Source organism: Bosea sp. F3-2 (genome assembly GCF_008253865.1).
Taxonomy (GTDB): domain Bacteria; phylum Pseudomonadota; class Alphaproteobacteria; order Rhizobiales; family Beijerinckiaceae; genus Allobosea.
On record NZ_CP042331.1, the window covers coordinates 2,011,005 to 2,035,972 of the forward strand.

Sequence of the window (24,968 nt, forward strand, 5' to 3'; positions counted from 1 at the left end):
TCATTTCATGCCCGTGTTGGCGATGCCTGTGGTGATGAAGCGCTGCAGGAAGACGAAGACGAGCGCGACCGGCAGCAGCGTCACCACGGTCATCGCGAGCAGATAGTGCCACTGCGTCTGCAACTCGCCCTGGAAGGCGTTGAGGCCGATCTGCAGCGTGTAGGACTCGGTCTTGGTCAGCACCGCCAGCGGCCAGAGGAACTCGTTCCAGCGCCACATGATCGAGAAGATCGCGAGCACGGCGAGAGCCGGCATGGCGAGCGGCATGACGATGCGCCAGTAGATCTGCCACTCCGACGCCTTGTCCATGCGCGCGGCCTCGATCAGGTCGCGCGGCAAGGTCAGCATGTACTGGCGCAGCAGGAAGACGCCGGTGGGCGTGGCCGCGCCGGGCAGGATCACCGCCCAGAGCGAATTCACGAGGCCGAGCTTGGTGATGACGAGATAGACCGGCACCAGGATGATCGTGATCGGGATCATCAGCGTGCCGATCACCATCAGCATCACCGCGGTCTTGCCGCGGAACTCGTAGATCGAGAGCGCATAGGCCGCCATCGAGTTGATCATCAGCGTGATGATCGTCGCCACCAGCGTGACGAAGACCGAATTCCAGAGGAAGCGCGTGAAGGCAAAGCGCTCCAGCGGCTCGCTATAGTTCTCGGTCGCGAGCTTGAACTCCCGCACCGGCTTGCGCTTGTCGATCGGCACGCGGATCGTCTCGCCCGGATTGGCCGGATCGACCATCTGCGCCTGGATGCCGATACGGCGGACCTGCGCCAGCACGCGCTTGGAGCCGTCGGGCACCTCGACCTCGAAGAGCGGCAGCGGCTGGGACTGGCCCGGCAACACCACTTCCTTCTGCGACATCGGCAGCAGCGAGGGCGGGAATTCGAGCAGGCCGGCCTGCGTCTTGAAGGAGGACAGGCCGAGCCAGAGCACCGGCCCGAACATCAGCAAGACGCCGAACAGCAGATAGGCGTAAGCCGCGATGTCGGTCCAATGCCAGCGGCCGGGCTTGCGGCGGGCGGTCATCATGGCGACGGCCCTGTTGGTGTGAACAGCCTGGCTCATGCAGCCCCCTTGCGGCGGCTCGCCGCGAGCTGGGCCAGCGTCAGCGCGAAGAGCACGACGCCGAGCACCACGGAGGCCGCCGCCGCCAGGCCGAAATTCTGCACCTGATTGGCGAAGGCCGTCTCGTAGATGTAGTGCACCACCAGCAGCGTCGCCGTGCCGGGGCCGCCCCCCGTGAGCACGAAGACCTCGTCGAAGGTCTGCACGCCCTTGATCAGCGCCAGCACGATCACGACGATCATGTTCGGCCAGAGCAGGGGCAGGGTGATGCGCCAGAACATGCGCCAGCGCGGCGTCGCGTCCATCTCGGCCGCTTCATAGAGATCGGCCGGGATCGCCTGCAGGCCTGCGAGCAGGATCAACGTGTAGAAGCCCATATGGGCCCAGACCGAGACGAAGACGACCCAGAACATCGCCCAGCTCGGATCGACCAGGAAGAGGATGCGCTCGCCGCCGAGCGAGGTGATTGCCGCGTTGAGCAGGCCATCGCGCTGGAGGATCCATTTCCAGGTCAGCGCCACCACCACCGGCGAGAGCAGCACCGGGAAGAAATAGACGGCGCGGAAGAAGCCGCGCGCCCGGATCTTCATGTTCAGGACGATCGCCGTCAGCAGCGAGAACAGCACCATCGCCGTGACCTGGAAAGCGGTGAAGCGGGCGGTGTTGTAGACGCCGCGCCAGAAATGGTCCTCGCGGCAGGAGGCGGGATCGAGGAAGGAGCCGCAATCGAAGAGATAGGCGTATTGCTGCGCCCCGACGAAGGGGCGCTCGGTCGGGAAGAGCCCTGCCCCGCCCGTCACCGAGAAGATGAAGTTGATGACGAGCGGCAGGAAGACGAAGAGCGAGAAGAAGGCGAGGTTGGGCAGGATGAAGACATAGGCCATCCGCCGCTCGCCAATCAGGCGCTGGAGCGCCCGCATCGGCCAGTCGACAAAGCGCATCAGGAGCGCGAGCGGCGCGGCGAGAGCGCCAGCGGCGCCCGCGCCTTCGCGGCGCGGGTTCATGTCGGCGGAGGCCATCCGTCTTACTTCTTGCGCTCGGCGATCTGCTGGGCGATGTCGGCTTCGATCCGCTTGAAGGCGTCGTCGAGCGTGCCCTCACCCGAGATCGCCTGGCCGAGGCGGCTGATCGTCGCGTTGAAGATGACGCGGTTGTTGACGTAGCCCTGCAGCTTGAAGGCGACCGGGGAGAGCTGCGCGACCTGATCCGAAAAGACCTTGAGCGCCGCCTTGGCCTGCGGCTTGGCATCCTTGTAGTCGAGGCCCTTGGCGGCGATGCCGAGATGGCCCGGCACGAAGAGCGAGCGGGCATAGAACTCGCTCAGCACCGGCTCGCTCGCCAGATAATCCATCACCTTGGCGACGGCTTCCGGGCTCTTGGTCGTCTTGATCGCGACGAGGCCGGCGCCGCCCGGCATGCCGGAGCAGCCGCCCGCCCCGCAGGGCGAGGGAGCCGCGACCCAGTCGAAGGCATCGCCGACCGTCTTGTCGAACTGGGCGATCTGCCAGGAGCCGGAGTGGTACATCACCACCTGGGCGTTCTTGAACTCGTCATTGGCGCCGCGATAGGCGGTGCCGGAGACCGAGCCCCAGAGCTCCTTCTTCATCACGCCGTTATTGTGCCAGTCATAGACCAGCTTGGCGGCGCGCTTGAAACCCTCATCGACCACCGCGGGCTCGCCCTTGTCGTCGAAGACCTTGGCACCCTCGGAGACGGCGACCGAGAAGAAGCGATGGCCCGAGCGGTCCATGGCGAGCGGGAACGGCGCCTGCACCTTGTCGGCCACGGCCTTGGCCGCCTTGCCCCAATCCTCCCAGGTCGCCTTGGCGCCCGGCATGGCAACGCCGGCCTGCTCGAACAGCGTCTTGTTGACGAAGGGGCCGGTGACGGTGAGCTGCGTCATGAAGCCGGTGATCGCACTGGTGTCGCCCTCAGGGCGCATCCAGGGCAGGAACGGCCCGAAATTCTTCTCCCAGTAGGAGGCATCCTTCAGATAGGGGCGCATGTCGAGCGCATAGCGGGCGATGCCGCCGAGATCGACGACGCGGGCGATGTCGGGACCCTGCCCCGAGGCGAGCTGGACCGGCAGGTTCTCGGTGATCGCCTTGTAGGGCACCTGATCGAGGACGACCTTGATGTCCTTGTTCTGCGCCTCGAAACGCTTCAGCAGATCGGAAACGACCTCGCCCTCATTGCCGTCGGAGTACCAGGCAATGCGTACCGTGGTCTGGGCGAAGGCCCCGCTACCGGCGACGAGGCCAACCGTCAGCGCGAGCGCGGAAATCCAATGCTTCCTCTGCATCTGCGTTCCATCCCTGAATGACGACGCCTCAACGAGCGTCTTGACAACTAGTAAGGCAAACGTTTGCCTTGCTTGTCAACGGGCGAAACGCGCGCCATTGCTGAGTTAGCCGGCTTATACCCAACTGCCGGCGCCTGCACCGCGCAAAGGGACCGGGGAGGATCATGACGGCGAAGGCCGCAAGACCGCAGCAGAGCCTGGCGTCGCTCGCAACCGTCGCACGCGAGACCGGCGTCTCGGTCGCGACCGTTTCACGGATCGTCAACGGCAAGGCCGGCCGGGCCTCAGCCGATACGATCGCGCGGGTCGAGGAAGCCATCGTCCGGCTGGGCTATCGTCCGAACCCGGTCGGGCGGGCGCTCAAGCGCCGGGCCAGCCGCGTCGTCGCAATGCTCGCGCCCAATCTCGACAATCCCGCCATGGCCGCGATCGCGGTCTCGACGGAAGCGGCGCTGCGCGACGCCGGCTTCGTCATGATCCTCTGCGACACGCATGACCGGGCCGATCTGCAGGACGACTATCTGCGTGCGATGCGCGATCAGTTCGTCGCCGGCTACGTCATGGTCAGTGCGGTGCGCAGCCCCGGCCTCGCCGATGCGCTGAAGCGCGGCGATCCGATGGTCTTCGTGGCGCGGCGCAATCCGCTCGGCGGCGGCGCCTATGTCGGCATCGACAACCGCGCCGCCGGCGCTGATGCCGCCGATTACCTGCTTGCACGCGGCGTTCGGAGTCCGGCCGTGCTGATGGCTGCGCAGAACGCCTCCAGCACCGCGGAGCGGGCCGCCGGCTTCATCGACAGGCTTGTCGCGCGCGGCCTTCCCGCGGACGATATCCGGCGCGCGAGCGCGCCCGGCCTGTCGCATATCGAGATCGGCTACGCCGCGGCGCAGAAGCTGGTGAAGGATGGCGGCTGGCCGGATGGAGTTCTCTGCGTCAGCGACATGATCGCCTATGGCGCCTATCGGCTGGCTGCCGAAGGCAATGTCGCCATCCCCGACCGCTGCGCGCTGATCGGCATCGACGGCAATGCGATCAATCGCTGGATCGCGCCCTGGCTGACCTCGATCCGCATCCCCTACGAGCATTTCGGCCAGTATGTCGTCGCGCAGCTGCGGTCTCTGTGGGGCGGGGCGGCGACGCAGGAGGTCAATGTGCCCCATGACCCGCCACGGATGATCGAGCGGCTCAGCGCCTGATTCCATCTCGCCTGCCTGTCGCAGGAATGGCCGAACATCGCGCGAGCCTGCGGCGAGCCGCCGTTCCAAATCACGATTGCGTCATGTCACGCGCCGTGTCCGGTGCGGCCCTCCCCGACGTTCGTTTCCTTCGGTCACGTACAATCCCCGCACCCCCCGCTTCGACGCCACCGGAACGCTCAGCCGAACCTCCTAACTATCTGTAATATTGTGAAATATTGGATCACCCGCTCCGTTTTGGAACGGAGCCGGCCGTTCCTGGAAGCTGGGAGGGCTTGCAGCCCTCCGGTCAGCTCTCCCCGGCGGCCAAGACGTACGCCTAAAGTCTAATATCGCGGCACTTTGCCCAATGAAGGGGCAGCTTGACGCCCTCAGGGCAGAGTTTCACTATTCTAAACAGGAACAAGACGCTCTTGTTTGCCTGGGAGGTTGAGATGCTGCATGAGCTCTCGCGTCGCCAGTTCCTGAAAGCCGCAGGCGCGGGCCTGGGCGGTTCTGCCGTCGCCGCGCTGGGGTTCGGGGGTGCCGAGGAGGCACTTGCCCAGGCCGTGCGGCCCTTCAGGCTGGCGCGCACCACGGAAACGCGAAATACCTGTCCGTACTGTTCCGTCGCCTGCGGCGTGATCATGTACAGCCTGGGTGACAAGTCCAAGAACGCGCACCCGGCCATCATCCATATCGAGGGCGATCCCGACCACCCGACCAATCGCGGCACGCTATGCCCGAAGGGGTCCGCCCTCCTCGACTTCGTCCATTCCGAGACGCGCACCAAGGTTCCGCAGTACCGCGGGCCGGGCCAGCGCGAATTCCGGCAGATCAGCTGGGGCGAGGCGCTCGACCGCATCGCGCGGCTGATGAAGGACGACCGCGACAAGAACTTCGTCGCCACCAACCAGGACGGCGTGACGGTCAACCGCTGGCTGACCACCGGTTTCCTGGCCGCTTCGGCGACCACCAACGAAACAGCCTTCCTGACCTACAAGGTGGTCAGAAGCACCGGGATCTTGGCGTTCGACAACCAGGCGCGTGTTTGACACGGACCGACGGTGGCCAGTCTGGCCCCAACATTCGGTCGCGGTGCGATGACCAACTCCTGGACGGACATCAAGAACACCGACCTCATCATCGTCATGGGCGGCAACGCCGCCGAGGCGCACCCTTGCGGCTTCAAATGGGTCACGGAGGCGAAGGCCCAACGTGGCGCCAAGCTGATCGTCGTCGATCCGCGCTTCACGCGCACGGCCTCGGTCGCCGATTTCTATGCGCCGATCCGGCAAGGCACGGACATCGCCTTCCTGCTCGGAGTGATCCGATATTGCATCGAAAACGACAAGATCCAGCACGACTACGTGCGCGCCTTCACCAACGCGCCCTACATCGTGAAGGACGGCTTCAGCTATCAGGACGGCCTTTTCTCCGGCTATGACGAGGCCAAGCGTGACTACGACCGCTCCACCTGGGAGTACGAGCTCGGGCCGGACGGCTATGTCCAGGTCGACGAGACGCTGCAGAATCCGCGCTGCGTCTACCAGCTCCTGAAGCAGCACGTCGCGGCCTATACGCCGGAGATGGTCGAGCGCATCTGCGGCACGCCGAAGGACAAGTATCTGGCGATCTGCAAGATGATCTCGGAATGCTCGGCGCGCGACAGGACGATGACGTCGATGTACGCGCTCGGCTGGACGCAGCACTCGAAGGGCTCGCAGAACATCCGCACCATGGCGATGGTGCAGCTCCTGCTCGGCAATATCGGCGTGCGCGGCGGCGGCATGAACGCACTTCGCGGCCACTCCAACATCCAGGGTCTGACCGATATCGGCCTGATGTCGGACCTGATCCCGGGTTATCTGGCGATACCGAAGGACAGGGAGCCCGATTTCGCGACCTATATGTCGACGCGCGGCTTCAAGCCGCTGCGTCCGAACCAGATGAGCTACTGGCAGAACTACAGGAAGTTCATGGTGAGCTTCCTGAAGTCGATGTGGGGCCCGGCCGCGACGGCCGAGAACGACTTCGCCTATCAGTGGCTGCCGAAGCTCGACCTGCCCGGCTACGACATGCTGCGCACCTTCGACCTGATGTATCAGGGCAAGGTCAACGGCTATTTCTGCCAGGGCTTCAATCCGCTCCTGTCCGCGCCCAACCGGGGCAAGGTCACGGCGTCTCTGTCGAAGCTGAAGTTCCTGGTGGTGATGGACCCGCTGCAGACGGAGACAGCGCGCTTCTGGAAGGACGAAGGCGTCCATAACGACGTCAAGCCGGAGTCGATCCAGACCGAGGTCTTCGAGCTGCCGACGAGCTGCTTCGCCGAGGACGAGGGCTCGCTGGTCAATTCCGGCCGCTGGCTGCAATGGCACTGGCCGGGCGCCGAACCTCCGGGCGAGGCGAAGGCCGACACCTGGATCATGGCGCAGCTCCACATGCGGCTGCGCGAGCTCTACCGGAAGGAGGGCGGGGCCTTCCCGGACCCGATCCTCAATCTCCACTGGCCCTATCGCGACCCGCAGGACCCGCAGCCGGACGAGATGGCCAAGGAGATGAACGGCTATGTCGTCTCGACCGTCACCGACCCGGTCGATCCGAGCAAGGTGTTGCTGGAGAAGGGCAAGCAGGTCGACACCTTCGGCCAGTTGCGCGACGACGGCTCGACCGCCTGCGGCTGCTGGATCTACGCGGGCAGCTGGACCGAGCGGGGCAACATGATGGCCCGGCGCGACACCAGCGATCCGGGCAATACCGGCGCCTATTCGAACTGGGCCTTCTCCTGGCCAGCCAACCGGCGCATCCTCTACAACCGCGCCTCGGCCGATCTCGACGGCAAGGCCTGGGATCCCAAGCGCAAGCTGATCGAGTGGAACGGCACGGCCTGGACCGGCTACGACGTGCCGGACATCGCGCTTAACGCCAAGCCGCAGGATGTCGGCCCGTTCATCATGAACCCCGAGGGAACGGCCCGCCTGTTCTCGCGCGGCTTGATGAAGGACGGCCCCTTCCCGGCCCATTACGAGCCGTTCGAAAGCCCCGTCGCCAACGTGATGGCGCCGAAGATCCGCGGCAACCCGGCCGCGCGCATCTTCAAGGACGATCTCGCCGCGCTCGGGACCTCGGACAAGTTCCCCTATGCGGCGACTTCCTACCGCCTGACCGAGCACTTCCACTTCTGGACGAAGCATGTCTGGGTCAATGCGGTGCTGCAGCCGGAGTTCTTCGTCGAGATCAGCGAGCAGCTGGCCGCGGAGAAGAACATCCAGAAGGGTGGCTGGGTGAAGGTCTCGTCGGCCCGTGGCTCGGTCTATGCCAAGGCCGTGGTGACCAAGCGGATCAAGCCGCTGATCTGCGACGGCAAGACCGTGCATGTCGTCGGCATCCCGCTCCACTGGGGCTTCACCGGTGCGGCCAGGAAGGGCTTCGGCCCCAACAGCCTCACCCCGTTCGTCGGCGACGCCAACATCGAGACGCCCGAATTCAAGGCGTTTCTGGTGAATGTCGAGCCGTCCAACGGACCGGCCGTGAGCTAGGGAGGGTCCGATGGCTGGATTGCAGAGTCAGGACTTCGCCCGCATCTCGGCGACCACCTTCCGGCCGCCGGATGTCCGCCACGATTTCGAGGTGGCGAAGCTCATCGACGTCACCAAGTGCATCGGCTGCAAGGCGTGCCAGGCGGCCTGCCTCGAGTGGAACAATCTGCGCGAGGAGATCGGCATCAACCGGGGCGTCTACGACAACCCGCATGACCTGACGCCGAACACCTGGACGCTGATGCGGTTCACCGAATGGGAGAACCCGGAGAGCGGCAACCTCGAATGGCTGATCCGCAAGGACGGCTGCATGCACTGCGCCGACCCCGGCTGTCTCAAGGCCTGCCCCGCCCCCGGCGCGATCGTGCAGTACAACAACGGCATCGTCGACTTCGTCTCGGAGAACTGCATCGGCTGCGGCTATTGCGTGAAGGGTTGCCCCTTCAACATCCCGCGCATCAGCCAGGCCGACCACAAGGCCTACAAATGCACGCTCTGCTCGGACCGGGTCTCGGTCGGCCAGGCGCCGGCCTGCGCCAAGGCCTGTCCCACCGGCGCGATCGTGTTCGGCACCAAGCAGGCGATGCTCGACCACGCGCAGACGCGGCTGACGGACCTCAGGTCCCGGGGCTTCAAGAATGCCGGCATCTACGATCCGCCCGGCGTCGGCGGCACCCATGTGATGTATGTGCTGCACCATGCCGACCAGCCGCAGCTCTATGCCAACCTGCCGGCGAACCCGCGGATCAGCCAGGTGGTCGAACTCTGGAAGGGACTGACCAAATATGCCGGGATGGCGGTGGTCGGCTTCGCCGCCGCCTTCGCCTTCGTCCATGCGACGGTGGCGCGACGCAACGATGTCAGCCGCGCAGAGGATCGCGAGGCCGAGCATCTGATCGACGAGGAGGCTGCCCGTGGCCGTCAGGCGTGAAGAGGAGCGCACGACCGTCGACCGCTACCCCGGCCGCGTGCGCGTCAATCACTGGATCACCGCGATCTCGCTGATCCTGCTCGCGCTCAGCGGCGCCGCGCTGTTCCATCCGGCACTGTTCTTCCTGTCGAGCCTGTTCGGCGGCGGCTCGGCGACGCGGATGCTGCATCCCTGGATCGGCGTCGTGCTGCTCGCCAGCTTCGTGATCCTCTTCCTCCAGATGGTCCGCTACAATTTCTGGTCGAAGGCCGACACGAAGTGGATGGGCCATATCCGCGAGGTCATGTCGGGCCGCGAGGAGAACGTCCCGGAAGTCGGCAAGTACAATGGCGGCCAGAAGATCGTCTTCTGGCTGATGACGCTGCTGATTCTCGTCCTGTTCGGGACGGGCCTCATGATCTGGTACGAGTATTTCGGCGCGAGATTCACCATCGAGCAGCAGCGCGTCGGCCATATCCTGCATGCGCTGGCGGCGGTCGCGATGCTGCTCGTCGTCATCGTCCATATCTATGCCGGCTTCTATGTGCGCGGTACGATCAACGCGATGACCGAAGGCAAGGTGACAGGTGGCTGGGCCTTCCGTCACCACCGGCTCTGGCTGCGCCAGGAGGCGCGCGAGGGCGTGATCGACGAGCGCCAGGCGCCGCCGCGCGGCCATAATGCCGGCCCGGCCGAATAAATCCGATTGGCGGCCTGGCGCTTCGTCTCCCGTGACCCGTGCGGTTCGAGAGGACAGTGAATGAGTGACGATCCGAGCTTCGCCGCCCTCGAAGATGTCGGCATCGCCGAGCGCGACAAGCCGCCCTTTGTCAGATTGCCGAAGCCGGAAAACCTGTTCGGCCTGCGCGCCATGCGCTTCGCCGCGCTCGCTCCGGGGCACCAGCTCGAAGCCTATCTCCTCTTCCTCTCCGCCCTGTCGAAGGTGCAGGACAGGCTGACGCGCGAGCTGCCGGCCTCTGCCCTGCCAACCTTGGCGGAGATGCGCCAGCGCGCCGGCCATGCCATGCCGATCCTGCCGCGCGAGGAACTGGCCGACGATCCCGCCGCGTCGGAGGCCTTCTCGCGGCTCGTGACGCTGCTCACCGATATCGCAATGCCCGACCTCGCCCGCGCCGCGCTTGAGCGCGCCGGCAAAGCTGACGACGAAGGCCGGCGGGCAATGTTCGCAGCCGTTCTGGCCGATGCCGTTCCGGTCGAGGCGGTGGCCGAGCACATCTTCGCCGCCGCCGCCCTGCAGATCGTCGCCGCCCAACACGCCGCGCAGCTCGCCCCTGTTCTGCCGCAGCCGGTTGCCGACGGCGTCTGTCCCTGCTGCGGCGGGCCGCCCGTCAGCAGCGCAGTCGTGGGCGACGCCAATATCGAGGGCGTGCGCTATGTCCAATGCTCGCTCTGCGCGACGCAATGGAACCATGTCCGCGTGAAATGCGTCTCCTGCGGCTCGACCAAGGGCATCGCCTATCAGGCGATCGAGGGTATCGCCGACACGATCAAGGCCGAGACCTGCGACGAGTGCCGGACCTATGTGAAGATCCTGAACCAGCGCAAGGACATGGAGCTGGAACCGGTGGCGGATGATGTCGCGAGCCTGGGCCTCGATCTGCTGGTGACCAAGGCCGGCTGGCGGCGCGCCGGAGTGAACCCATTTCTGCTCGGCTATTGATGTTTGTCGTATCGCGCGGAACCACGCCGTCATCCCGGACAAGCCGCCCCTGGCGGCGCCGATCCGGGATCCATGCCAGAGCGGTTCCGATCGAGGTTCAGGCATGGATCCCGGGTCGACCTGCGGTCGCCCGGGATGACTGGAGCGGGTTCATCGAAACCGCCCATTCGTGGTGCAAAAGCGCGATAATCAAGCGTCTCCCGGAGGGAGCCTGATGAACAAGCCCGAACGCTTCCGTCCGCCATCGGTCGATACCGTGCTGCGCAGCGCTGGCGGCGAGCTCGCCATCGCCCGCCATGGAAGGGCCGCCACGACCGACGCGATCCGGCAGGTCCTGGAGCAGCTGCGTGCCAGCGGCGAGCCTTCCGCGGCGTCAGCCGAGCAGGTCAGCCGCATGGCTCTGGATTGGCTGGAGGACCGCGGGCGGCTCTCGCAGCGACCGGTCATCAACCTGACCGGTACGGTGCTGCACACCAATCTCGGCCGCGCCCTGCTGGCCGAGGAGGCGATCGAGGCCGTCGTCACCGCGATGCGTGCCCCGACCAATCTCGAATACGAGATCGAGGCCGGGCAGCGCGGCGAGCGCGACGCCCATGTGCGCGATCTGATCCGCGAATTGACCGGCGCCGAGGATACCATCCTCGTCAACAACAACGCCTCGGCGGTTCTGCTCGTGCTCAACACCTTCGCCAGAGATCGCGAGGCGATCGTCTCGCGCGGCGAGTTGATCGAGATCGGCGGCGCCTTCCGCATGCCGGACATCATGGCACGCGCCGGCGCCATCTTGCGCGAGGTCGGCACGACCAACCGCACGCATCTCAAGGATTATGCCGAAGCCGTCGGCCCGGCGACCGGGCTCATGATGAAGGTCCACACCTCGAACTATGTGGTGCAGGGCTTCACGGCAGAGGTCGAGTCGACCGAACTGGCGAAGCTTGCGCGGGAACATGGACTGCCCTTCGTCGACGATCTCGGTTCCGGCACGCTGATCGACCTCTCGCGCTGGGGGCTGCGCAAGGAGAAGACGGTTCAGGACGCGTTGAAGGGCGGCGCCGATCTCGTCACCTTCTCCGGCGACAAGCTGCTCGGCGGACCGCAGGCCGGCATCGTCGCCGGGCGCAAGGACCTGATCGCCAGGCTGGCGAAGAATCCGCTGAAACGGGCGCTGCGCCTCGACAAGCTCCGGCTCGCGGCGCTGGAAGCGACGCTCAGGCTCTATCGCGACCCCGACAGCCTGGCACGGCGCCTGCCGACACTCAGGCTGTTCACGCGGACGGCGGCGGAATTGCGGGCCGTGGCCGAACGCCTGCAGCCCAAGGTCGCGGACCGGCTTGGATCGGACTGGACAGTCGAGGCCATCGATTGCGCCAGCCAGATCGGCTCCGGCGCGCTGCCGCTGGAGACACTGCCGAGCACCGGGATCGCGATCCGCCCGACCGGCAAGGCAGCCGGTTCTGCCGTCGAGAGGCTGGCGGCGGCGTTTCGGGCCGTGCCGGTGCCGATCATCGGCCGGATCGCGCAGGGCGCGCTGATCTTCGACCTGCGCTGCCTTGAGGACGAGGCGCTTTTCGCCGCGCAGCTTGCTGCATTGAAAGCGGAGCCGAGCGATGGGCTGGCTTGAACGCCTGTTTCGCAAGGAGCCCGGCGGGGGCGAACAGCCGCGCCGCGACGAGCTGGCGACGGCCATGTCCGAAGCGGCCGCCGCGGTCGAGCGCGGCGACCATGCGGCCGCGCTCGCGATCTGGGGGCCACTCGCCCATGCCGGCATCGGCCGCGCCCAGAACAATATCGGCGCCTGCTTCGCCGAAGGTCTTGGCGTCGAGCGTGACACGGCACTCGCCCTGCGTTGGCTGAGGCTGGCCGCCGAGAGCGGCGACCCGGTCGGACAGCGCAATCTCGCGACCCTGCATTTCAAGGGCGATGGCGTCGAGCAGAGCGACGCTGAAGCACTGCGGCTCTACCGCCTCGCCGCCGAGCAGGGCGACGCGCCAGCGCAAGACATGCTGTCCTGGATGCTGCTGGAAGGCGGACGCACTACCGATCGCGCCGAGGCGCTGCGCTGGGCGCAGGCCGCGGCCGAGGCCGGCGTCGGCACCAGCATGACCCGGCTCGGCATGATGCATCACGATGCGCTCGGCGTGGAACGCGACGCGGCGCTGGCTGCGCAATGGTGGCAGCGTGGCATGGCGGCGGGCGACCCGGATTCGGAGGCGATGCTCGGCGCCGCGACCCTGCTCGGCCAGGGCGTGCCGCAGGATGCCGGCCGGGCGCTCGCGCTTTTGCTCGCAGCCGAGAGCAAGGGCAGCCTGCTCGCCGCGCCCTTCATCAAGGCCGCGCGCGCTGCCGCCTCCCCAGCGGAGGCGGGGCCATGATCATCGGCACGGCCGGCCATATCGACCATGGTAAGACCTCGCTGGTCAGGCGGCTGACCGGTGTCGATACCGACCGGTTGAAGGAGGAGAAGGCGCGCGGCATCAGCATCGCTCTCGGCTTCGCCTATTGGCCTCTGGCCGATGGCAGGGTCATCGGCCTCATCGATGTGCCCGGCCATGAGAAGTTCGTCCATACGATGCTGGCCGGCGCCTCGGGCATCGATTTGCTGCTGCTCGTCGTCGCCGCCGATGACGGGGTGATGCCGCAGACGCGCGAGCATCTCGCCATCGCCCGTCTGCTTGGCATCGGGCAGGCCGTCGTCGCGCTGACGAAGTCGGATCTGGTCGATGCCGACAGGCTCGCCACCGTCGACATCGAGATCGCGAACCTGCTGGCGGAGACGCCTTTCGCCGAGGCGCCGATCCTGCCCGTCTCGACCGTGGCGGGTGACGGCATCGCCGCGCTATCGACATTACTCGCCGAGAAAGCACGCGAAACCCCGGCGCGGCATGGCGACGGCGCTTTCCGGCTCGCGGTCGACCGCTGCTTTACCCTGCAGGGCGCGGGCACTGTCGTCACCGGTACGGTGCTGTCCGGCAGCGTCGCGGTCGGCGACAGCGTGATCGTTTCGCCGGCCGGGATTGCGGCACGCGTGCGCTCGATCCACGCCCAGAACCGCCCCGCCGAACGTGGCCAAGCCGGAGATCGCTGCGCGCTCAACCTCGCCGGGCCGGACATCTCGAAGGAGGCGATCCGGCATGGCGACATGGTCGTGACACCGTCGCTCCATGCGCCGACGCTGCGGATCGATGCGGAGGTCACAGTGTTGCCCTCCGAGGCGAGGCCGTTGACCATGTGGCAGCCGGTGCGGCTGCACCATGCGGCGGCGGAGGTCGGAGCGCGCATCGTGCTGCTGGGCAAGGAGATCGCCTCTGGCGGCACGGCTCCGGTCCAACTCGTTCTCGATGATCCTCTGGCGGCCGCAGCGCTCGACCGCTTCGTCCTGCGCGACACCAGCGCCTCGCGCACAATCGGCGGCGGGCGCTTCCTCGATCTGCGGGCACCGGAGCGCCGGCGCCGCAGCCCCGAGCGGCTGGCGCAGCTCGCCGCGCTCGGGCTTTCCGATCCCGCGGAAGCGCTGCGTGGGCTCCTGTCTCTGCCGCCGCATCATGCCGATCTCGACGGCTTCGTCCGCGATCGCGCGCTGGGAGCCGAGGCCACCGACGAACTGGCGGCCAGGCTCGGTCTTGTCCGGATCGGCTCGCTCGCGATGCTGCCGGAAAACTGGCAAGAACTCTCGCAGGCGACTGTCGAGCGCCTCGACGCCTGGCATGCCGAACATCCGGATCTGCCCGGCATGGGGCTGGAGCGTTTGCGCCTCGCGATCGCGCCGCGCCTGCCCGCGCCGCTCTTCCGCGCGGTGCTGGCGCGCCTCGCCGATGACGGCTTGCTCGTCATGGCCGGTTCGTGGGTCAGGCGGCCGGGGCACGAGGTCCGGCTAACGGCCGAGGACGAGGCGCTCTGGATGCGGATCGCACCGCTGATCGACGCGCAGGAGCGGTTCCGCCCGCCCCGCGTGCGGGATATCGGCCAGATGCTCGGGCGCCGCGAAGAGGAGATCCGCCGGCTGTTCCGGCTCGCCGGCCGGCGCGGCGATGTTCATGAGGTCGCGCTCGATCATTTCTTCCTGCGGGCGACGCTGGCCGAGATGGTCGGCATCGCAACGGAGCTCGCGAGCGCCCATCCGACCGGCTTCAACGCCGCACAGTTCCGCGACCGGCTCGACAACGGCCGAAAGGTCGCTATCCAGATTCTCGAATTCTTCGATCGCCATGGCGTCACGATCCGCCGCGGCGATCTCAGGCGCATCAACCGGCAAAGGCTCGATCTCTTCGGTCCACTGCCCACAGAGCACGCGCCAATCGGATTACAATCCGATTGGATCACGCGTTCTCTATCAATTGCTTAGAGACGGATTCACCGATCAGGTTGATGCAACCTGATCGGATCCGGCTCTAGGCCCGATGGAGGAGAAGCGTCCCCGGTGGGGCGTCCGGACTTCAAATCCGGGAGGGGCCGTCAGACGGTCTCTGGTGGGTTCGACTCCCATTCTCTTCCGCCAATTCACTGAGGCGGCATGATCGACAGCGAAGCCCCTGCCCTCGATCCGATCGTGCATGTCGCGCGCGCCGCCGACGCGGCACGCCCGGCCGAGGATACACCGCGTGTCGACGTCTAGGGGCCTCGGAACCGATTTCGACCGCTGGCTCGGAAAGCTCTTCCGCAAGGGCCCGTTCACTGTGCTGATCGTGCTCGTGAAGATCACCGAGCCGAAGGTCGAGCCGCTGCGCTCCACCTTCGTCCATGTCGTCGGCAGCGAGATCGACTGGGGCGATATCGTCCTGATGCTGCGCGGCGCTGGCGTAAGCTGGGACGGAGCGGCCTTCTTCCCGACGCGCGACGAGGCTGGCGGGCTGGTGCCCGATGAACTGGCTCGCCAGCGGCTGCGCGAGCTGGAAGGCGCCCTGCGGGAGGACCGGCTGGTCCTGAACAAGGGCGCCTTCTTCGACGTCTGGGGGCGGAATCTGGAGGTCAGGGAGGCGTGAGGGAGACGCAACGACCCAAAAGCGCGCCGTCATTCCGGGCTTGACCCGGAATCCATCGTAAAGCGCCGGAGCCCTGTGATGGATTCCGGATCGGCGCCGCTTCGCGGCTTGTCCGGAATGACGGTGTGTTTCCGTCGGAGCCTTAAACCACAACCACCCGCCCCGGCCCGTCCTCGACCGCGCCGATGATCCGCGCCGACGGATAACCCGCCCCCTTGATCCGCGTGAGGATGTCCTGCGCCCGTTCCGCCTTGCAGGAGACCAGAAGCCCGCCTGAGGTCTGTGGATCCGTGAGCAGGTGGCGGCGCCAGTCCGGCAACCCGTCCGGCAATTCGGCCCCTTCGCCATAGCTCGCCCAGTTGCGGTGCGATGCGCCGGTCACCCTGCCCTCCTGCGCCAGCCGCTCGGCCTGCGAGAGGAAAGGCAGCTCGGCGAGATTCAGCCGCAGCGTCGCGCCGGAGCCGCGCGCCATTTCCAGGCCATGGCCGAGGATGCCGAAACCGGTGATATCGGTGATGGCGTGGACATCATCATCCTTCGCCAATTCGGCGCCGATACGGTTGAGCAGCGTCACCGAGGCGATCATCTCGTCATAGGCCGCCGGTGAGAGCTGCTCCTTCTTGAAGGCCGCCGAATAGATGCCGACGCCCAGTGCCTTGGTCAGGATGAGCGCATCGCCGGGCCTAGCCCCGTTGTTGCGGCGCAGGTTCCGCGGGTTCAGCAGCCCGATCACCGCGAGGCCGTAGATCGGCTCGGGCGCGTCGATGGAGTGCCCGCCAGCGACGGGGATGCCGGCCTCGGCGCAGATCGAGGCGCCGCCCTTCAGGATCTCGCGCGTCGTCTCGATCGGCAGCTTGTCGAGCGGCATGCCGAGGATCGCCAGCGCCATGATCGGCTTCCCGCCCATGGCGTAGACGTCAGAGATCGCATTGGTCGCGGCGATGCGGCCGAAATCGCGCGGGTCGTCGACCATCGGCATGAAGAAATCCGTGGTGGCGACAACGCAGGTGTTCTCATCGACCTGCCAGACGGCGGCATCGTCGCCGGTCTCGGTGCCGACGAGGAGCTGCTTGTAGGGCCCGGCCGCCGGATGCTCGGCCAGAAGCTGCTGGAGCACCGAGGGCGCCAGCTTGCAACCGCAGCCGCCGCCATGCGCGAGGCTGGTCAGCCGGGGAGCGGCGGGCTTGGCCGACGCTTCGCGCTCGATCGTGTCACTCATCATCGGTCTCCGGACAGTGCGGCCGGGAGCCTACGAGGCCCCGGCCGGAGCGGCAGCTTCAGGCGGTGATCTCGGCCGCCTTGATCGTGTACTTGAACGTGTCCGGGTCAAGGCAATCGAGCAGCCCCCCGGCGATTTCCGCCTGCGGATACATCAGGAAGCCGATTTTGTGCTTCGAGCCGGGCAGCGCGAGGTCATGCGCCATGTTGTAGCCGAGCCAGTTGCCTTCCCAGGCGCCGAACAAGGCCTCGCGCGCCGCGGCCACCTTCGGATTGTCGATGGCATTGTTGCCGGGCGGCTCCTCGAGCACGACCTTGCGGACATCGGCCGGATCGGTCGCGACCCAGCCATGGCCCTCGAGCCAGATTTCGGCGCGGCAGTGCTGGGCCTTGGTGATCACCTCGGATCCCGCCCCCAGGCTCTTGTAGCCGAACTGGGAGGGCGCGACGCGAATACCGTAGAAATCGCGAGCGGGGATGCCGACCGAGCGCACGAGCGCGACATAGAGCGCATTGAGATCAGCGCATTTGCCGCCGAGATTGCCGCTGCGCAGCATCGAGGCGACGTCGCCGGTGCCGCAGCCGCGCGTCTTCGCGTCACGGAAGGTGTTTTCGACGACCCATTGGTAGATCGCGCGCGCCTTGTCGATATCGCTCGCCTTGCCCGCAGCGGCCTTCTCGGCGGTTTCCCTGACGATGCCGTCCGTCGGCATCAGCTCGGTCGCCTCCAGATAGAGCTTGCGCTCGGCTGCGCTGAGAGCCGGCGCCGGCCCCGCCGCGAAATCCTCGGCGCGGTCGCGCAGCGAAAAGCGGCTGCGGACCTCGACGGCTGGCGCCGCCTCGCCCTCCTTGAAGACGAGATGCAGCATCTGCGCGCCATATTTCGGATCGCTGACGATCTCGGCCGACGCCGCATTGGTCTGCCAGTCGTTGCGAGCCGGCTTGATCCATTCGGCCTCGGCGACGGAAGGCAACGGGATCCAGGCCTGCGCCTTGCCCTGCCCTGCGAGATCGAGCCGCGTCACCACCTCGAAATCACGCCATTTGCCAGGCTTGGGGGCGAAGATGGGTGCCTGCGTGAAGCCCTCGCGCGGCAACAGAAGCGCCGCGCTCGCGGCGGCACCGGTCCTGAGCATGTCGCGTCTGCTGATCATGGTGTTCTCCTTCCCCTGTTGTCGTTGGCTTTCGCGGCGTCTGGCTTGGCGTTTGGCTCGGCATCGACCACGGCTTCGAGCACCGCCAGCACCGGCGGGCTGGTCCAGTCGAGCGGTTCGGCGCTGAGCGATACGGGGCGCAGGTCGCGATCGAGCACGAAGCTCATCGGCAGCCCCTCCACCCGCCAGCGCTTCATCGCCGCGCGGTCACGGTCGAGCAGGATCGGGAAACGCACCGGGCCCGACATTGACGGCAAGGATGGTCGCGCCGGTGCCGAGCCGCTCCGCCAGCGCATCGAGCGAGGCCATCTCCTCGACGCAGGGCGCGCACCATGTCGCAAAGAAATGGACGATGACGGGTCGGCCGCGCAGATCAGCGAGATCGCTCGCCGGGCCGTCCAGACGGTCGAGCGCGAGCGGCGGCGCTGCCGCGGCGGACCAGGGCAACAGATTTCCCGCCATCGCCCTCGACACAACGAGACAGGGCATCAGCCCCGCAAGCGCCAGGAGGAAGCGCCTTCGCTGTCGATCCGGTCGATGAGCGCCCCGGCACGCGGGAGCTGCGACGGCAAGCACGCGCCATCCTTTCCCGCGCGGTCCGAAGCGTCAATAGAAGCTTTTGGTGGTCCGTGGAGCGCTTGCGCGCCTTGTTCTTCTCGGGCGCACGCGGCGGCGGCGCTGAAACGAACGGTTAGCCGCATTCGCACCGTTCCCTTGCACTTGGCCGGAAGCAGGATCATCCTGTGCCGTGATGAAGCTGCTGCTTGTCATCGGAATCGCCGTGAGCTGTGGCCTGGCGATCTGGCTGGCGCTGGAGGGAAACGCCGTGATGGCGCTCCCGCTGGTCATCGTCGTGGCTGCGCTGGTCCGGACCCTCGTGCGCATCGTCAACGGCAAGCATTTCAGACCCGCAGAAACGCCGATTGCCCAGGATTCCGAGGATTGAGGCGGCAGAGGTCTGAGCGCCTCCCGGCCCGCGGCCCATTTCCCGCAAGCTGAATGGCTACCGTAGAGAAGTGAGTAACCAAGCGTCATGCTTGGCGCTGATCAGCGCAGTTTTCGGTGCTACTTTCGATCTGGCCGACATAACAATCTCCTTCAGTGGAGGAACCATGGCTGAGAGGGTGAAGGAGCTGCTGGCGCGCGACGTCGAGACCCTGCGCGCGGATGTGCTCAAGGCTGGCGTTCTCAATGCGAAGGCCTTGCAGGAAAGCGCCGAGAACCACGTGGCGCACCTCAACGAGGTTCTGCGTGAATCCCAGGCGCTGCAGGACGCGTCGTTCCTGGTGGTGAGCCGGGTCATCGCCTTCGCCCGGTTGCTCTACGGCCAGGCGGCGATCGCCGAATCGGAGCAGGCGCGGCGCGAAGCGCTGGCAGCGGTCAGTCGCCTCGCGACCGTGATCGACCACGCCGAGTGGCGGGAAGAGAGCCAAATCCCCGCCTGAGCCCGGTATCATTCCCATCATTTGCCCTGCCGCAGGGCCAGATTTCTCCACGCTCGAACGTGGACTGTAGAAAGCCGGCTGAAGTCACTGGACAGGTCTGACGCCAGCCTCTATATCGCCCCCACCAACACGGACGGCGCGTCGCGCCCCCGAGGCGCCCAGGTAGCTCAGTTGGTAGAGCATGCGACTGAAAATCGCAGTGTCGGTGGTTCGATTCCGCCCCTGGGCACCATTCATTTTCCCTGTCGTTGAAATCACTTAGCTTTTCGGTCGGCTAGCCGTGCGCGACGCGAGTTTGCTACCCGGCCGAATGGGGAGCGGCGCCTGCGAGGCTCAGAACAGGAAGTGCCAGGCGCCGTAGCCGATCAGCCCGATCCATGCGGTCATCGTGAGTGTGATGGCAGCGAGATACAGCGAACCAATCAGACGATCCATATCGACCTCGCCAGCCAGGGACCCGGCCGACCGTCAAGCCAACGGACCACCCCATGGGGCTGGTGTGGCATGAGACTGGGTCAGGCCGGCCATTGCCTAGCGTTAGAGCGCAGCGCCTTCCTCATTCGATTGGATGATTGCGTCGGAACGCCGCGCTCCAGCCTCTTGGCTTGGCCGGCCTCAGCGCCCGTACGGTGTGTTGGAGAGGGAGCGAGGCCGCCTCCCAACGGCGCGCTCCCTCTCCGCAGGCACCGGCGCCAACCTCGCCTTCGAGTGCCATGTCTGGCTGGCCCATTCCAAAGACGAGTGACCATGCTCTTAAGGGGAACGAGTCCGCGCGGCGGTTACAGCCGGATTAAACCGGCGTCACGCGCTGAAGCTAACGCGCAACCACCATCGGCACCACGACGGCGGCAAAGATGACAGCAACGATGGCTGTCCTCATCCAAACGGCGAGGAAACGACTGCTGAACAGCACCTGGGCCTCCCTGCATGTCTCGTTCGTTGGTCGAACACGAACACAGGCCCGAGGCCGCGGCAACCGGCGTTTCAATGTCGAATCGTTACCCCGGCATGGTTGGAAACGGCCTGCTCGAAGACGATCGAGGCGGCAGCAATCACGGCGGAATCTGTGGGCATCGCCCGCGGGTGGACGGAGCCTTTGAACCGTGCACCGGCGCCGTTAGCCCAGGCGCCTGTCGCGCATATCCTCGATCCGCTCGATGATGCTCTGATGTTCCGCGAGCAGTTCCTGAAGCGGGCCGATAGGCCTGAAGGCCGCCAGATCCTGCTGCTCCTCGCCCTCGGTGCGCCATGCCTCGATTGCGGCATCGGCCGCGGCCAGCGCCTCCTCGGAGAGGCCGTGGCCGGGTGCCATCCCAGACTCTTCCGCCAAGCGCATGGCGATCTGCCGGCGAAGCCGCTGCTCGCAGGCGATGACCGCGTCGAGCTCGTCGGTATAGGCCATGGTAGCGCCGTTCAGTGCACTGTCGCGAGGTCGTCCTCGTCGGGGTCGATCAGCTTCGCCAGACCGAGTTGCTCGACGCCATCGGTGAATTCCGCGAAGGCCTCGGCATCCGTGGCAAAGCTGTCCTGCCAGACGGTCGAGCCGCCTTCCTCATCGATGAGTTCGAGCGTCCAGCCCTCGGTACCGTCGACCCGATAGATCTCGACCTGGACGGTCACGCCGTCGTCGGTAAAGCGCCGTGACAATGGCGAGCGGATGATGTCGGGAAAATCGGTCATTTCGGCAACCTAGCAAATCCACGTTCGGCTTGCAGCATGTGATCGAGCCGCCGACCGGCGCATCGCCTATTCCCCCCGCGCCCAGTTCTCGCCCTAAAAGGGCCATCCAGCATCTCATGCTGATGGACATGAGAATCGTCGCCGCATCAGCCATCACTCTGGTTCTCAGCGCCTGCGCGAGCACACCGGACCCCATTGTCGAAGATCGGTCGCGCTGCGATGCCTATGGCTTCCAACGCGGCACCGATGCCTACGCGAACTGCGTCATGACTGCCGATCGCGATCGGCAACGGCGCTATGAGCGCCACGCAGACCGTCAAGGCTACAGCGCACCGCAGGCGTACGGATCAGCCGAGGAGTGAGGCATCCGACGACGCAGGCCGCATTTCAGTCCTCGCGCTCGCGCTGAGGCGGCGCCTCTTCAGCCTCCTCGATCGGCTCACCGGGAATCACGTAGCTGCCCTTCAGCCAGCGGCCGAGGTCGATGTCGGCGCAGCGCGCCGAGCAAAATGGTTTGAAGCGCGCCATCGCGGGCTTGCCGCAGATCGGACAGGGCCTCGCGGCCGGCGCCGGCTTATCAGTTTCAGCCATATTTGAGCGTGATGCCTCCATCGACGACCAGTTCGATTCCGGTGACATAGCGCGCCTCGTCACTCGCGAGAAAGAGCGCGGCATTCGCCACGTCCCAGGCTTCCCCCATATGCCCCATCGGCACCTGCGCGGCGCGTGCCGCCCACATCGCTTCGATGTCGCCCTTGCCATAGGCCTGAGCCAGGCCGGCCGACTGCTCGACCATCGGCGTCTTCATCAACCCGGGCAGGATCGCGTTCACACGGATCTTCTGCGCCGCGTATTGGACCGCCGTCGTCCGGGTCAGCTGGTTCAGCGCCGCCTTGGTCGCCGAATAGCTTGCATAGGGTACGCCAGTATGGCGGATCGAGGCGATCGACGAGATGTTGATGATCGAGCCGCCCTCGCCCGTCTCCTCGAACTGGCGCTGCATCACCGGGATGACGTGCTTCATCGCCAGGAAGGCACCGGTGAGATTAACGCGGAAGACGCGCTCCCAGACCTCCTCCGGGAGATCGACGACGCTACCGACTTCGGCGATGCCGACATTGTTGTCGAGGATGTCGATGCGGCCATAGCGGCCAAGCGCATGGGCGACGAGATCCGCGATCTGCTCGGCCCTGGTAACGTCGGTCTGGATCGCGAAGGCCTCGCCGCCCTCGTTGCGGATGATCCCGGCGGTTTCCTCGGCCGCGTCGCGATTGATGTCGGCGCAGACGACGCGTGCTCCCTCGCGGGCGAAAATCGTCGCCGTCGCCTTGCCATTGCCCCAGCCAGGTCCGATCGAACCTGCTCCGGCCACGATCGCGACCTTGCCGCTCAGACGCCCCACCATCTCTGCCGTCCTCCCTCGTGCGCCTTGTCCCAGCGGCGCAATTGCCATGCGAGGATCAGACGTCGTGTACGGACAGGCAACCCCGTCAGGCGGCGTTCATCCAGCCGAAGCGGATTGGGAAGCCTTCACCGCCGAGCAAATTGACCGTCTCGTAGAGCGGCAGGCCGACGACGCCGGAATAGGAACCCACCAGCTTGATGACGAAGGAGCCGGCGATGCCCTGGACGGCATAGCCGCCCGCCTTGCCACGCCATTCGCCCGAGGCGAGATAATGCTCGATGTCCTCGGTCGAGAGCCGCTTGAAGCGCAGCCGCGTCTCGACGATTCGATCCCGAATCGCTCCCGAGGGTGTCACCAGCGCGACGCCGGTATAGACGCGATGCGCACGCCCCGAGAGCAGGCGCAGGCAAGCTGCCGCCTCGTCGACGATCTCGGCCTTGGGCAGGATGCGCCTGCCGACCGCGACCACCGTATCGGCCGCAATGATGTAGCAGCCTTCCAGATCCGCCCGCGCCTTCGCGCCCTCGCGCGCGGCCTCCGCCTTCTCGCGCGCCAGGCGGCGGGCGAGATCACGCGGGCGCTCGCCCTTGCGCGGCGCTTCGTCGAGATCGGCCGGCAATAGCGCATCGGGCTTCAGCCCGGCCTGTTCGAGCAATGCAAGGCGGCGTGGGGAAGCCGAGGCCAGCACCAGCATCGGGCGCCAGCCGGGATGTTTGGGGGAAGAGAAAAAACTCAAAAGACAGCCCGACGCTTTTCCGTCGCCGGAGACGTCCGGCGCGTGACCAGCCTTAATGTATTTCGACGCAGCGATAAATCCGCAACCGTGGCGCGTGCCATCTGCATCAACCGTCGTTGGAGGCGCTTGAACCGTCGTTGGAGGCACTTGTTCGGCGCGCTCTGCATAAAAGCAGGGCGGGACAACTGGTATACTACCGATTGCCAAGCGCGGCTTGCGACGGCAGACTTGATTCCCCTCGGCGTCATGCCGCATCGTTTCGGGAGTTTGTTCATGCCGAGCACGCGCAGGTCATCGCGCTCCGCCACCGCAGCGGGGGCGAGTGCACAGGTGCTTGCCGCGCGCGTGCTGACCATGCAGGCGGAAGCCGGCGTCACCATCGCGATGCGGATGCCGATCCTGATGAAAGGCGCCTTCGGAGACAGCCACGGCCAGCGCGAGGCGACCAAGGCCGTGCTGGAGAAGGTCTCGGCCGTGGTCGAAAGCAGCGTGGCCGCGACGCAGGCGACCACGGCGCTCTGGTGGGGGCTGGCGCTCCACCTGCCTGGCCAGTTCGACCTGGCAGCTGCGGCCGTCCGGGTCGCCGATAGTACGCTTGAGCCCTTTGCGCGGCGCACTCGCGCCAACGCCGCCCGCCTCAGCGGCGTCCGGCGCTAAAAGCCGGCGCCGCCTGGCTTTATACCTCGGTTGGATTTTGCGGAGCGTCGCCGGCCACTGCGGCGGCCGGTGACGAGAGGCTGTGCTCGCGCTCCAGCTTGCGGTAACGCGCCACGCTCACCGGAATAAGCGCGAGATAGGCTACGACAACGAGGGTCAGCACCTCGAAGGTGTAGGCGAAGAACAGCCCTGCCACGATCACGACAGCGACGAAGATCGGCAGCACCTGGGTCCGCGGGACACGGGTGCCGAGCGTCTTGCCGGCATAGCAGGGGATGCGCGAGATCGTCAGGAAGGCGATGAACAGGATGTAGATGCCGACGACGAGCGCGCCATATTCCTGCACCGGCACGCCGATGATGTGCAGATAGACCGGCAGCATGGCGGTGATCGCGCCCGCGGGCGCGGGCATGCCGACGAAGAAGTCTTTCTGCCACTCGGGCCGGTCAGGATCGTCGATCATTACGTTGAAGCGCGCGAGGCGCAGCGCCATGGCGCAGGCCAGCGTCAGCACGATGATCCAACCGAAGGATTTGAGGTCGTGCAGGACGAAGATCCACAGCACATAGCCCGTGGCGACGCCGAAATTGACGAAATCCGAGAGCGAATCGAGCTCGGCGCCGAAGCGCGACGTGCCCTTGAGCAGGCGCGCCAGACGGCCGTCGACGCCGTCGAGCCCAGCGGCGATCAGAATGCAGATCGTCGCCGTCTCGAGCTTGCCCTCGACGACGAGACGCATCGCCGTCAGGCCGAGGCAGAGCGCCAGCAGCGTGATGACGTTCGGCGCCAGCAGCCGGAAGGGAATCGGCTTGAAGCGCGCGCGCCTGGATTCGGCGCGCTCGGGCTCGAAAGGAGGAAACAGGTCGCTCATGCCTGCCGAAATACGCGGTTTCTCAAATCCGCGCTATAGCATCGGACCGAAAAGTGGAATCCACTTTTCGGAAAAATCCGATGCGATAACAAAAGCATAGATCACCGTTACCGCGTCCTGTCGGACGCGCGGCGATCTAGCAGCG

26 protein-coding genes and 2 tRNA genes are annotated in these 24,968 nt (G+C 66.2%); 15 read left to right on the forward strand and 13 right to left on the reverse strand.

Features of this window, described 5'->3' with window-relative positions:
• From FQV39_RS09330 to FQV39_RS09340, 3 genes are read right to left on the reverse strand one after another with little or no spacing between them, the layout of a single operon-like run.
• Positions 1-1,071, reverse strand: a complete 1,071-nt coding sequence (locus FQV39_RS09330) for a carbohydrate ABC transporter permease (protein ID WP_472840631.1) — start codon at positions 1,069-1,071, stop codon at positions 1-3.
• A complete protein-coding gene (locus tag FQV39_RS09335; RefSeq protein ID WP_187640226.1) occupies positions 1,068-2,090 on the reverse strand; it encodes a carbohydrate ABC transporter permease in 1,023 nt (340 codons plus the stop codon). The genes FQV39_RS09330 and FQV39_RS09335 overlap by 4 nt, the downstream gene beginning before the upstream one ends.
• 5 nt (positions 2,091-2,095) lie before the next feature.
• A complete protein-coding gene (locus tag FQV39_RS09340; RefSeq protein ID WP_149130035.1) occupies positions 2,096-3,373 on the reverse strand; it encodes an ABC transporter substrate-binding protein in 1,278 nt (425 codons plus the stop codon).
• 164 nt (positions 3,374-3,537) lie between these two features.
• Between FQV39_RS09340 and FQV39_RS09345 the strand changes: the two genes are divergently transcribed.
• The 10 genes from FQV39_RS09345 (at position 3,538) to FQV39_RS09390 (ending at position 15,657) form a co-directional block, all read left to right on the forward strand.
• Entirely contained in the window at positions 3,538-4,569 is a 1,032-nt protein-coding gene (locus FQV39_RS09345) for a LacI family DNA-binding transcriptional regulator (RefSeq protein WP_149130036.1), read from the forward strand.
• A gap of 434 nt (positions 4,570-5,003) precedes the next feature.
• Positions 5,004-8,087, forward strand: a complete 3,084-nt coding sequence (gene fdnG / locus FQV39_RS09350) for a formate dehydrogenase-N subunit alpha (protein WP_149130037.1) — start codon at positions 5,004-5,006, stop codon at positions 8,085-8,087.
• Between the two features lie 10 nt (positions 8,088-8,097).
• On the forward strand, positions 8,098-9,018 hold the full coding sequence (gene fdxH / locus FQV39_RS09355; protein ID WP_149130038.1) for a formate dehydrogenase subunit beta: 921 nt from the start codon (positions 8,098-8,100) through the stop codon (positions 9,016-9,018).
• On the forward strand, positions 9,002-9,697 hold the full coding sequence (locus FQV39_RS09360) for a formate dehydrogenase subunit gamma (RefSeq protein ID WP_248313303.1): 696 nt from the start codon (positions 9,002-9,004) through the stop codon (positions 9,695-9,697). Before fdxH ends, FQV39_RS09360 begins: the two co-directional genes overlap by 17 nt.
• Positions 9,698-9,757: 60 nt before the next feature.
• A complete protein-coding gene (fdhE, locus tag FQV39_RS09365) occupies positions 9,758-10,678 on the forward strand; it encodes a formate dehydrogenase accessory protein FdhE (protein ID WP_149130040.1) in 921 nt (306 codons plus the stop codon).
• Positions 10,679-10,892: 214 nt separating this feature from the next.
• The gene (gene selA / locus FQV39_RS09370; protein WP_149130041.1) at positions 10,893-12,299 is read left to right on the forward strand and encodes an L-seryl-tRNA(Sec) selenium transferase; all 1,407 of its coding nucleotides are present in this window, start codon (positions 10,893-10,895) and stop codon (positions 12,297-12,299) included.
• Entirely contained in the window at positions 12,286-13,050 is a 765-nt protein-coding gene (locus FQV39_RS09375) for a tetratricopeptide repeat protein (protein WP_149130042.1), read from the forward strand. The genes selA and FQV39_RS09375 overlap by 14 nt, the downstream gene beginning before the upstream one ends.
• Positions 13,047-15,020 carry a selenocysteine-specific translation elongation factor gene (gene selB, locus FQV39_RS09380; RefSeq protein ID WP_149130043.1) on the forward strand — a complete coding sequence of 658 codons (1,974 nt, stop codon included), beginning with the start codon at positions 13,047-13,049 and terminating at the stop codon, positions 15,018-15,020. Before FQV39_RS09375 ends, selB begins: the two co-directional genes overlap by 4 nt.
• Positions 15,021-15,077: 57 nt before the next feature.
• Positions 15,078-15,173, forward strand: a tRNA-Sec gene (locus tag FQV39_RS09385).
• A gap of 103 nt (positions 15,174-15,276) precedes the next feature.
• Positions 15,277-15,657, forward strand: coding sequence for a hypothetical protein (locus FQV39_RS09390; RefSeq protein WP_149130044.1), 381 nt, complete (start codon positions 15,277-15,279; stop codon positions 15,655-15,657).
• A 142-nt stretch (positions 15,658-15,799) separates the two neighbouring features.
• Here FQV39_RS09390 and selD read toward each other — a convergent pair whose 3' ends face one another.
• Genes selD through FQV39_RS09410 form a run of 4 tightly spaced genes read right to left on the reverse strand, consistent with a single transcriptional unit; the run spans position 15,800 to position 18,476 of the window.
• Complete coding sequence (gene selD / locus FQV39_RS09395) at positions 15,800-16,879, reverse strand: selenide, water dikinase SelD (RefSeq protein ID WP_248313304.1); 1,080 nt, start codon at positions 16,877-16,879, stop codon at positions 15,800-15,802.
• 55 nt (positions 16,880-16,934) lie between these two features.
• Complete coding sequence (locus FQV39_RS09400; protein ID WP_149130046.1) at positions 16,935-18,029, reverse strand: transglutaminase-like domain-containing protein; 1,095 nt, start codon at positions 18,027-18,029, stop codon at positions 16,935-16,937.
• The gene (locus FQV39_RS09405; RefSeq protein ID WP_187640353.1) at positions 18,026-18,277 is read right to left on the reverse strand and encodes a peroxiredoxin family protein; all 252 of its coding nucleotides are present in this window, start codon (positions 18,275-18,277) and stop codon (positions 18,026-18,028) included. Before FQV39_RS09405 ends, FQV39_RS09400 begins: the two co-directional genes overlap by 4 nt.
• A complete protein-coding gene (locus FQV39_RS09410) occupies positions 18,237-18,476 on the reverse strand; it encodes a TlpA family protein disulfide reductase (protein WP_210251189.1) in 240 nt (79 codons plus the stop codon). Before FQV39_RS09410 ends, FQV39_RS09405 begins: the two co-directional genes overlap by 41 nt.
• A gap of 304 nt (positions 18,477-18,780) precedes the next feature.
• Between FQV39_RS09410 and FQV39_RS09415 the strand changes: the two genes are divergently transcribed.
• From FQV39_RS09415 to FQV39_RS09425, 3 genes are all read left to right on the forward strand, one after another.
• The gene (locus FQV39_RS09415; RefSeq protein WP_149130049.1) at positions 18,781-18,975 is read left to right on the forward strand and encodes a hypothetical protein; all 195 of its coding nucleotides are present in this window, start codon (positions 18,781-18,783) and stop codon (positions 18,973-18,975) included.
• A gap of 91 nt (positions 18,976-19,066) precedes the next feature.
• The gene (locus FQV39_RS09420; protein ID WP_149130050.1) at positions 19,067-19,474 is read left to right on the forward strand and encodes a hypothetical protein; all 408 of its coding nucleotides are present in this window, start codon (positions 19,067-19,069) and stop codon (positions 19,472-19,474) included.
• A gap of 156 nt (positions 19,475-19,630) precedes the next feature.
• A tRNA-Phe gene (locus tag FQV39_RS09425) sits at positions 19,631-19,706 on the forward strand.
• An 885-nt stretch (positions 19,707-20,591) separates the two neighbouring features.
• On the opposite strand, the gene FQV39_RS09430 is transcribed toward FQV39_RS09425, so the two are convergent.
• Complete coding sequence (locus FQV39_RS09430) at positions 20,592-20,876, reverse strand: hypothetical protein (RefSeq protein ID WP_149130051.1); 285 nt, start codon at positions 20,874-20,876, stop codon at positions 20,592-20,594.
• 11 nt (positions 20,877-20,887) lie between these two features.
• Positions 20,888-21,154 (reverse strand): hypothetical protein, encoded by a 267-nt coding sequence (locus FQV39_RS09435; protein WP_149130052.1) that lies wholly within the window; start codon positions 21,152-21,154, stop codon positions 20,888-20,890.
• Between the two features lie 116 nt (positions 21,155-21,270).
• Here FQV39_RS09435 and FQV39_RS09440 point away from each other — a divergent pair, with 116 nt between their 5' ends.
• A complete protein-coding gene (locus FQV39_RS09440; RefSeq protein ID WP_149130053.1) occupies positions 21,271-21,516 on the forward strand; it encodes a hypothetical protein in 246 nt (81 codons plus the stop codon).
• 25 nt (positions 21,517-21,541) lie between these two features.
• On the opposite strand, the gene yacG is transcribed toward FQV39_RS09440, so the two are convergent.
• The 3 genes from yacG to FQV39_RS09455 all read right to left on the reverse strand — a co-directional run bounded on the left by yacG (position 21,542) and on the right by FQV39_RS09455 (position 23,253).
• Positions 21,542-21,745, reverse strand: coding sequence for a DNA gyrase inhibitor YacG (gene yacG / locus FQV39_RS09445; protein WP_149130054.1), 204 nt, complete (start codon positions 21,743-21,745; stop codon positions 21,542-21,544).
• Complete coding sequence (locus FQV39_RS09450) at positions 21,738-22,556, reverse strand: SDR family NAD(P)-dependent oxidoreductase (RefSeq protein ID WP_149133753.1); 819 nt, start codon at positions 22,554-22,556, stop codon at positions 21,738-21,740. Before FQV39_RS09450 ends, yacG begins: the two co-directional genes overlap by 8 nt.
• 88 nt (positions 22,557-22,644) lie before the next feature.
• Positions 22,645-23,253 carry a Maf-like protein gene (locus FQV39_RS09455; protein ID WP_149130055.1) on the reverse strand — a complete coding sequence of 203 codons (609 nt, stop codon included), beginning with the start codon at positions 23,251-23,253 and terminating at the stop codon, positions 22,645-22,647.
• Between the two features lie 315 nt (positions 23,254-23,568).
• Between FQV39_RS09455 and FQV39_RS09460 the strand changes: the two genes are divergently transcribed.
• On the forward strand, positions 23,569-23,952 hold the full coding sequence (locus FQV39_RS09460) for a hypothetical protein (RefSeq protein ID WP_149130056.1): 384 nt from the start codon (positions 23,569-23,571) through the stop codon (positions 23,950-23,952).
• Between the two features lie 19 nt (positions 23,953-23,971).
• On the opposite strand, the gene FQV39_RS09465 is transcribed toward FQV39_RS09460, so the two are convergent.
• Positions 23,972-24,823 carry a CDP-alcohol phosphatidyltransferase family protein gene (locus FQV39_RS09465; RefSeq protein ID WP_149130057.1) on the reverse strand — a complete coding sequence of 284 codons (852 nt, stop codon included), beginning with the start codon at positions 24,821-24,823 and terminating at the stop codon, positions 23,972-23,974.
• Positions 24,824-24,968 lie beyond the last annotated feature (145 nt).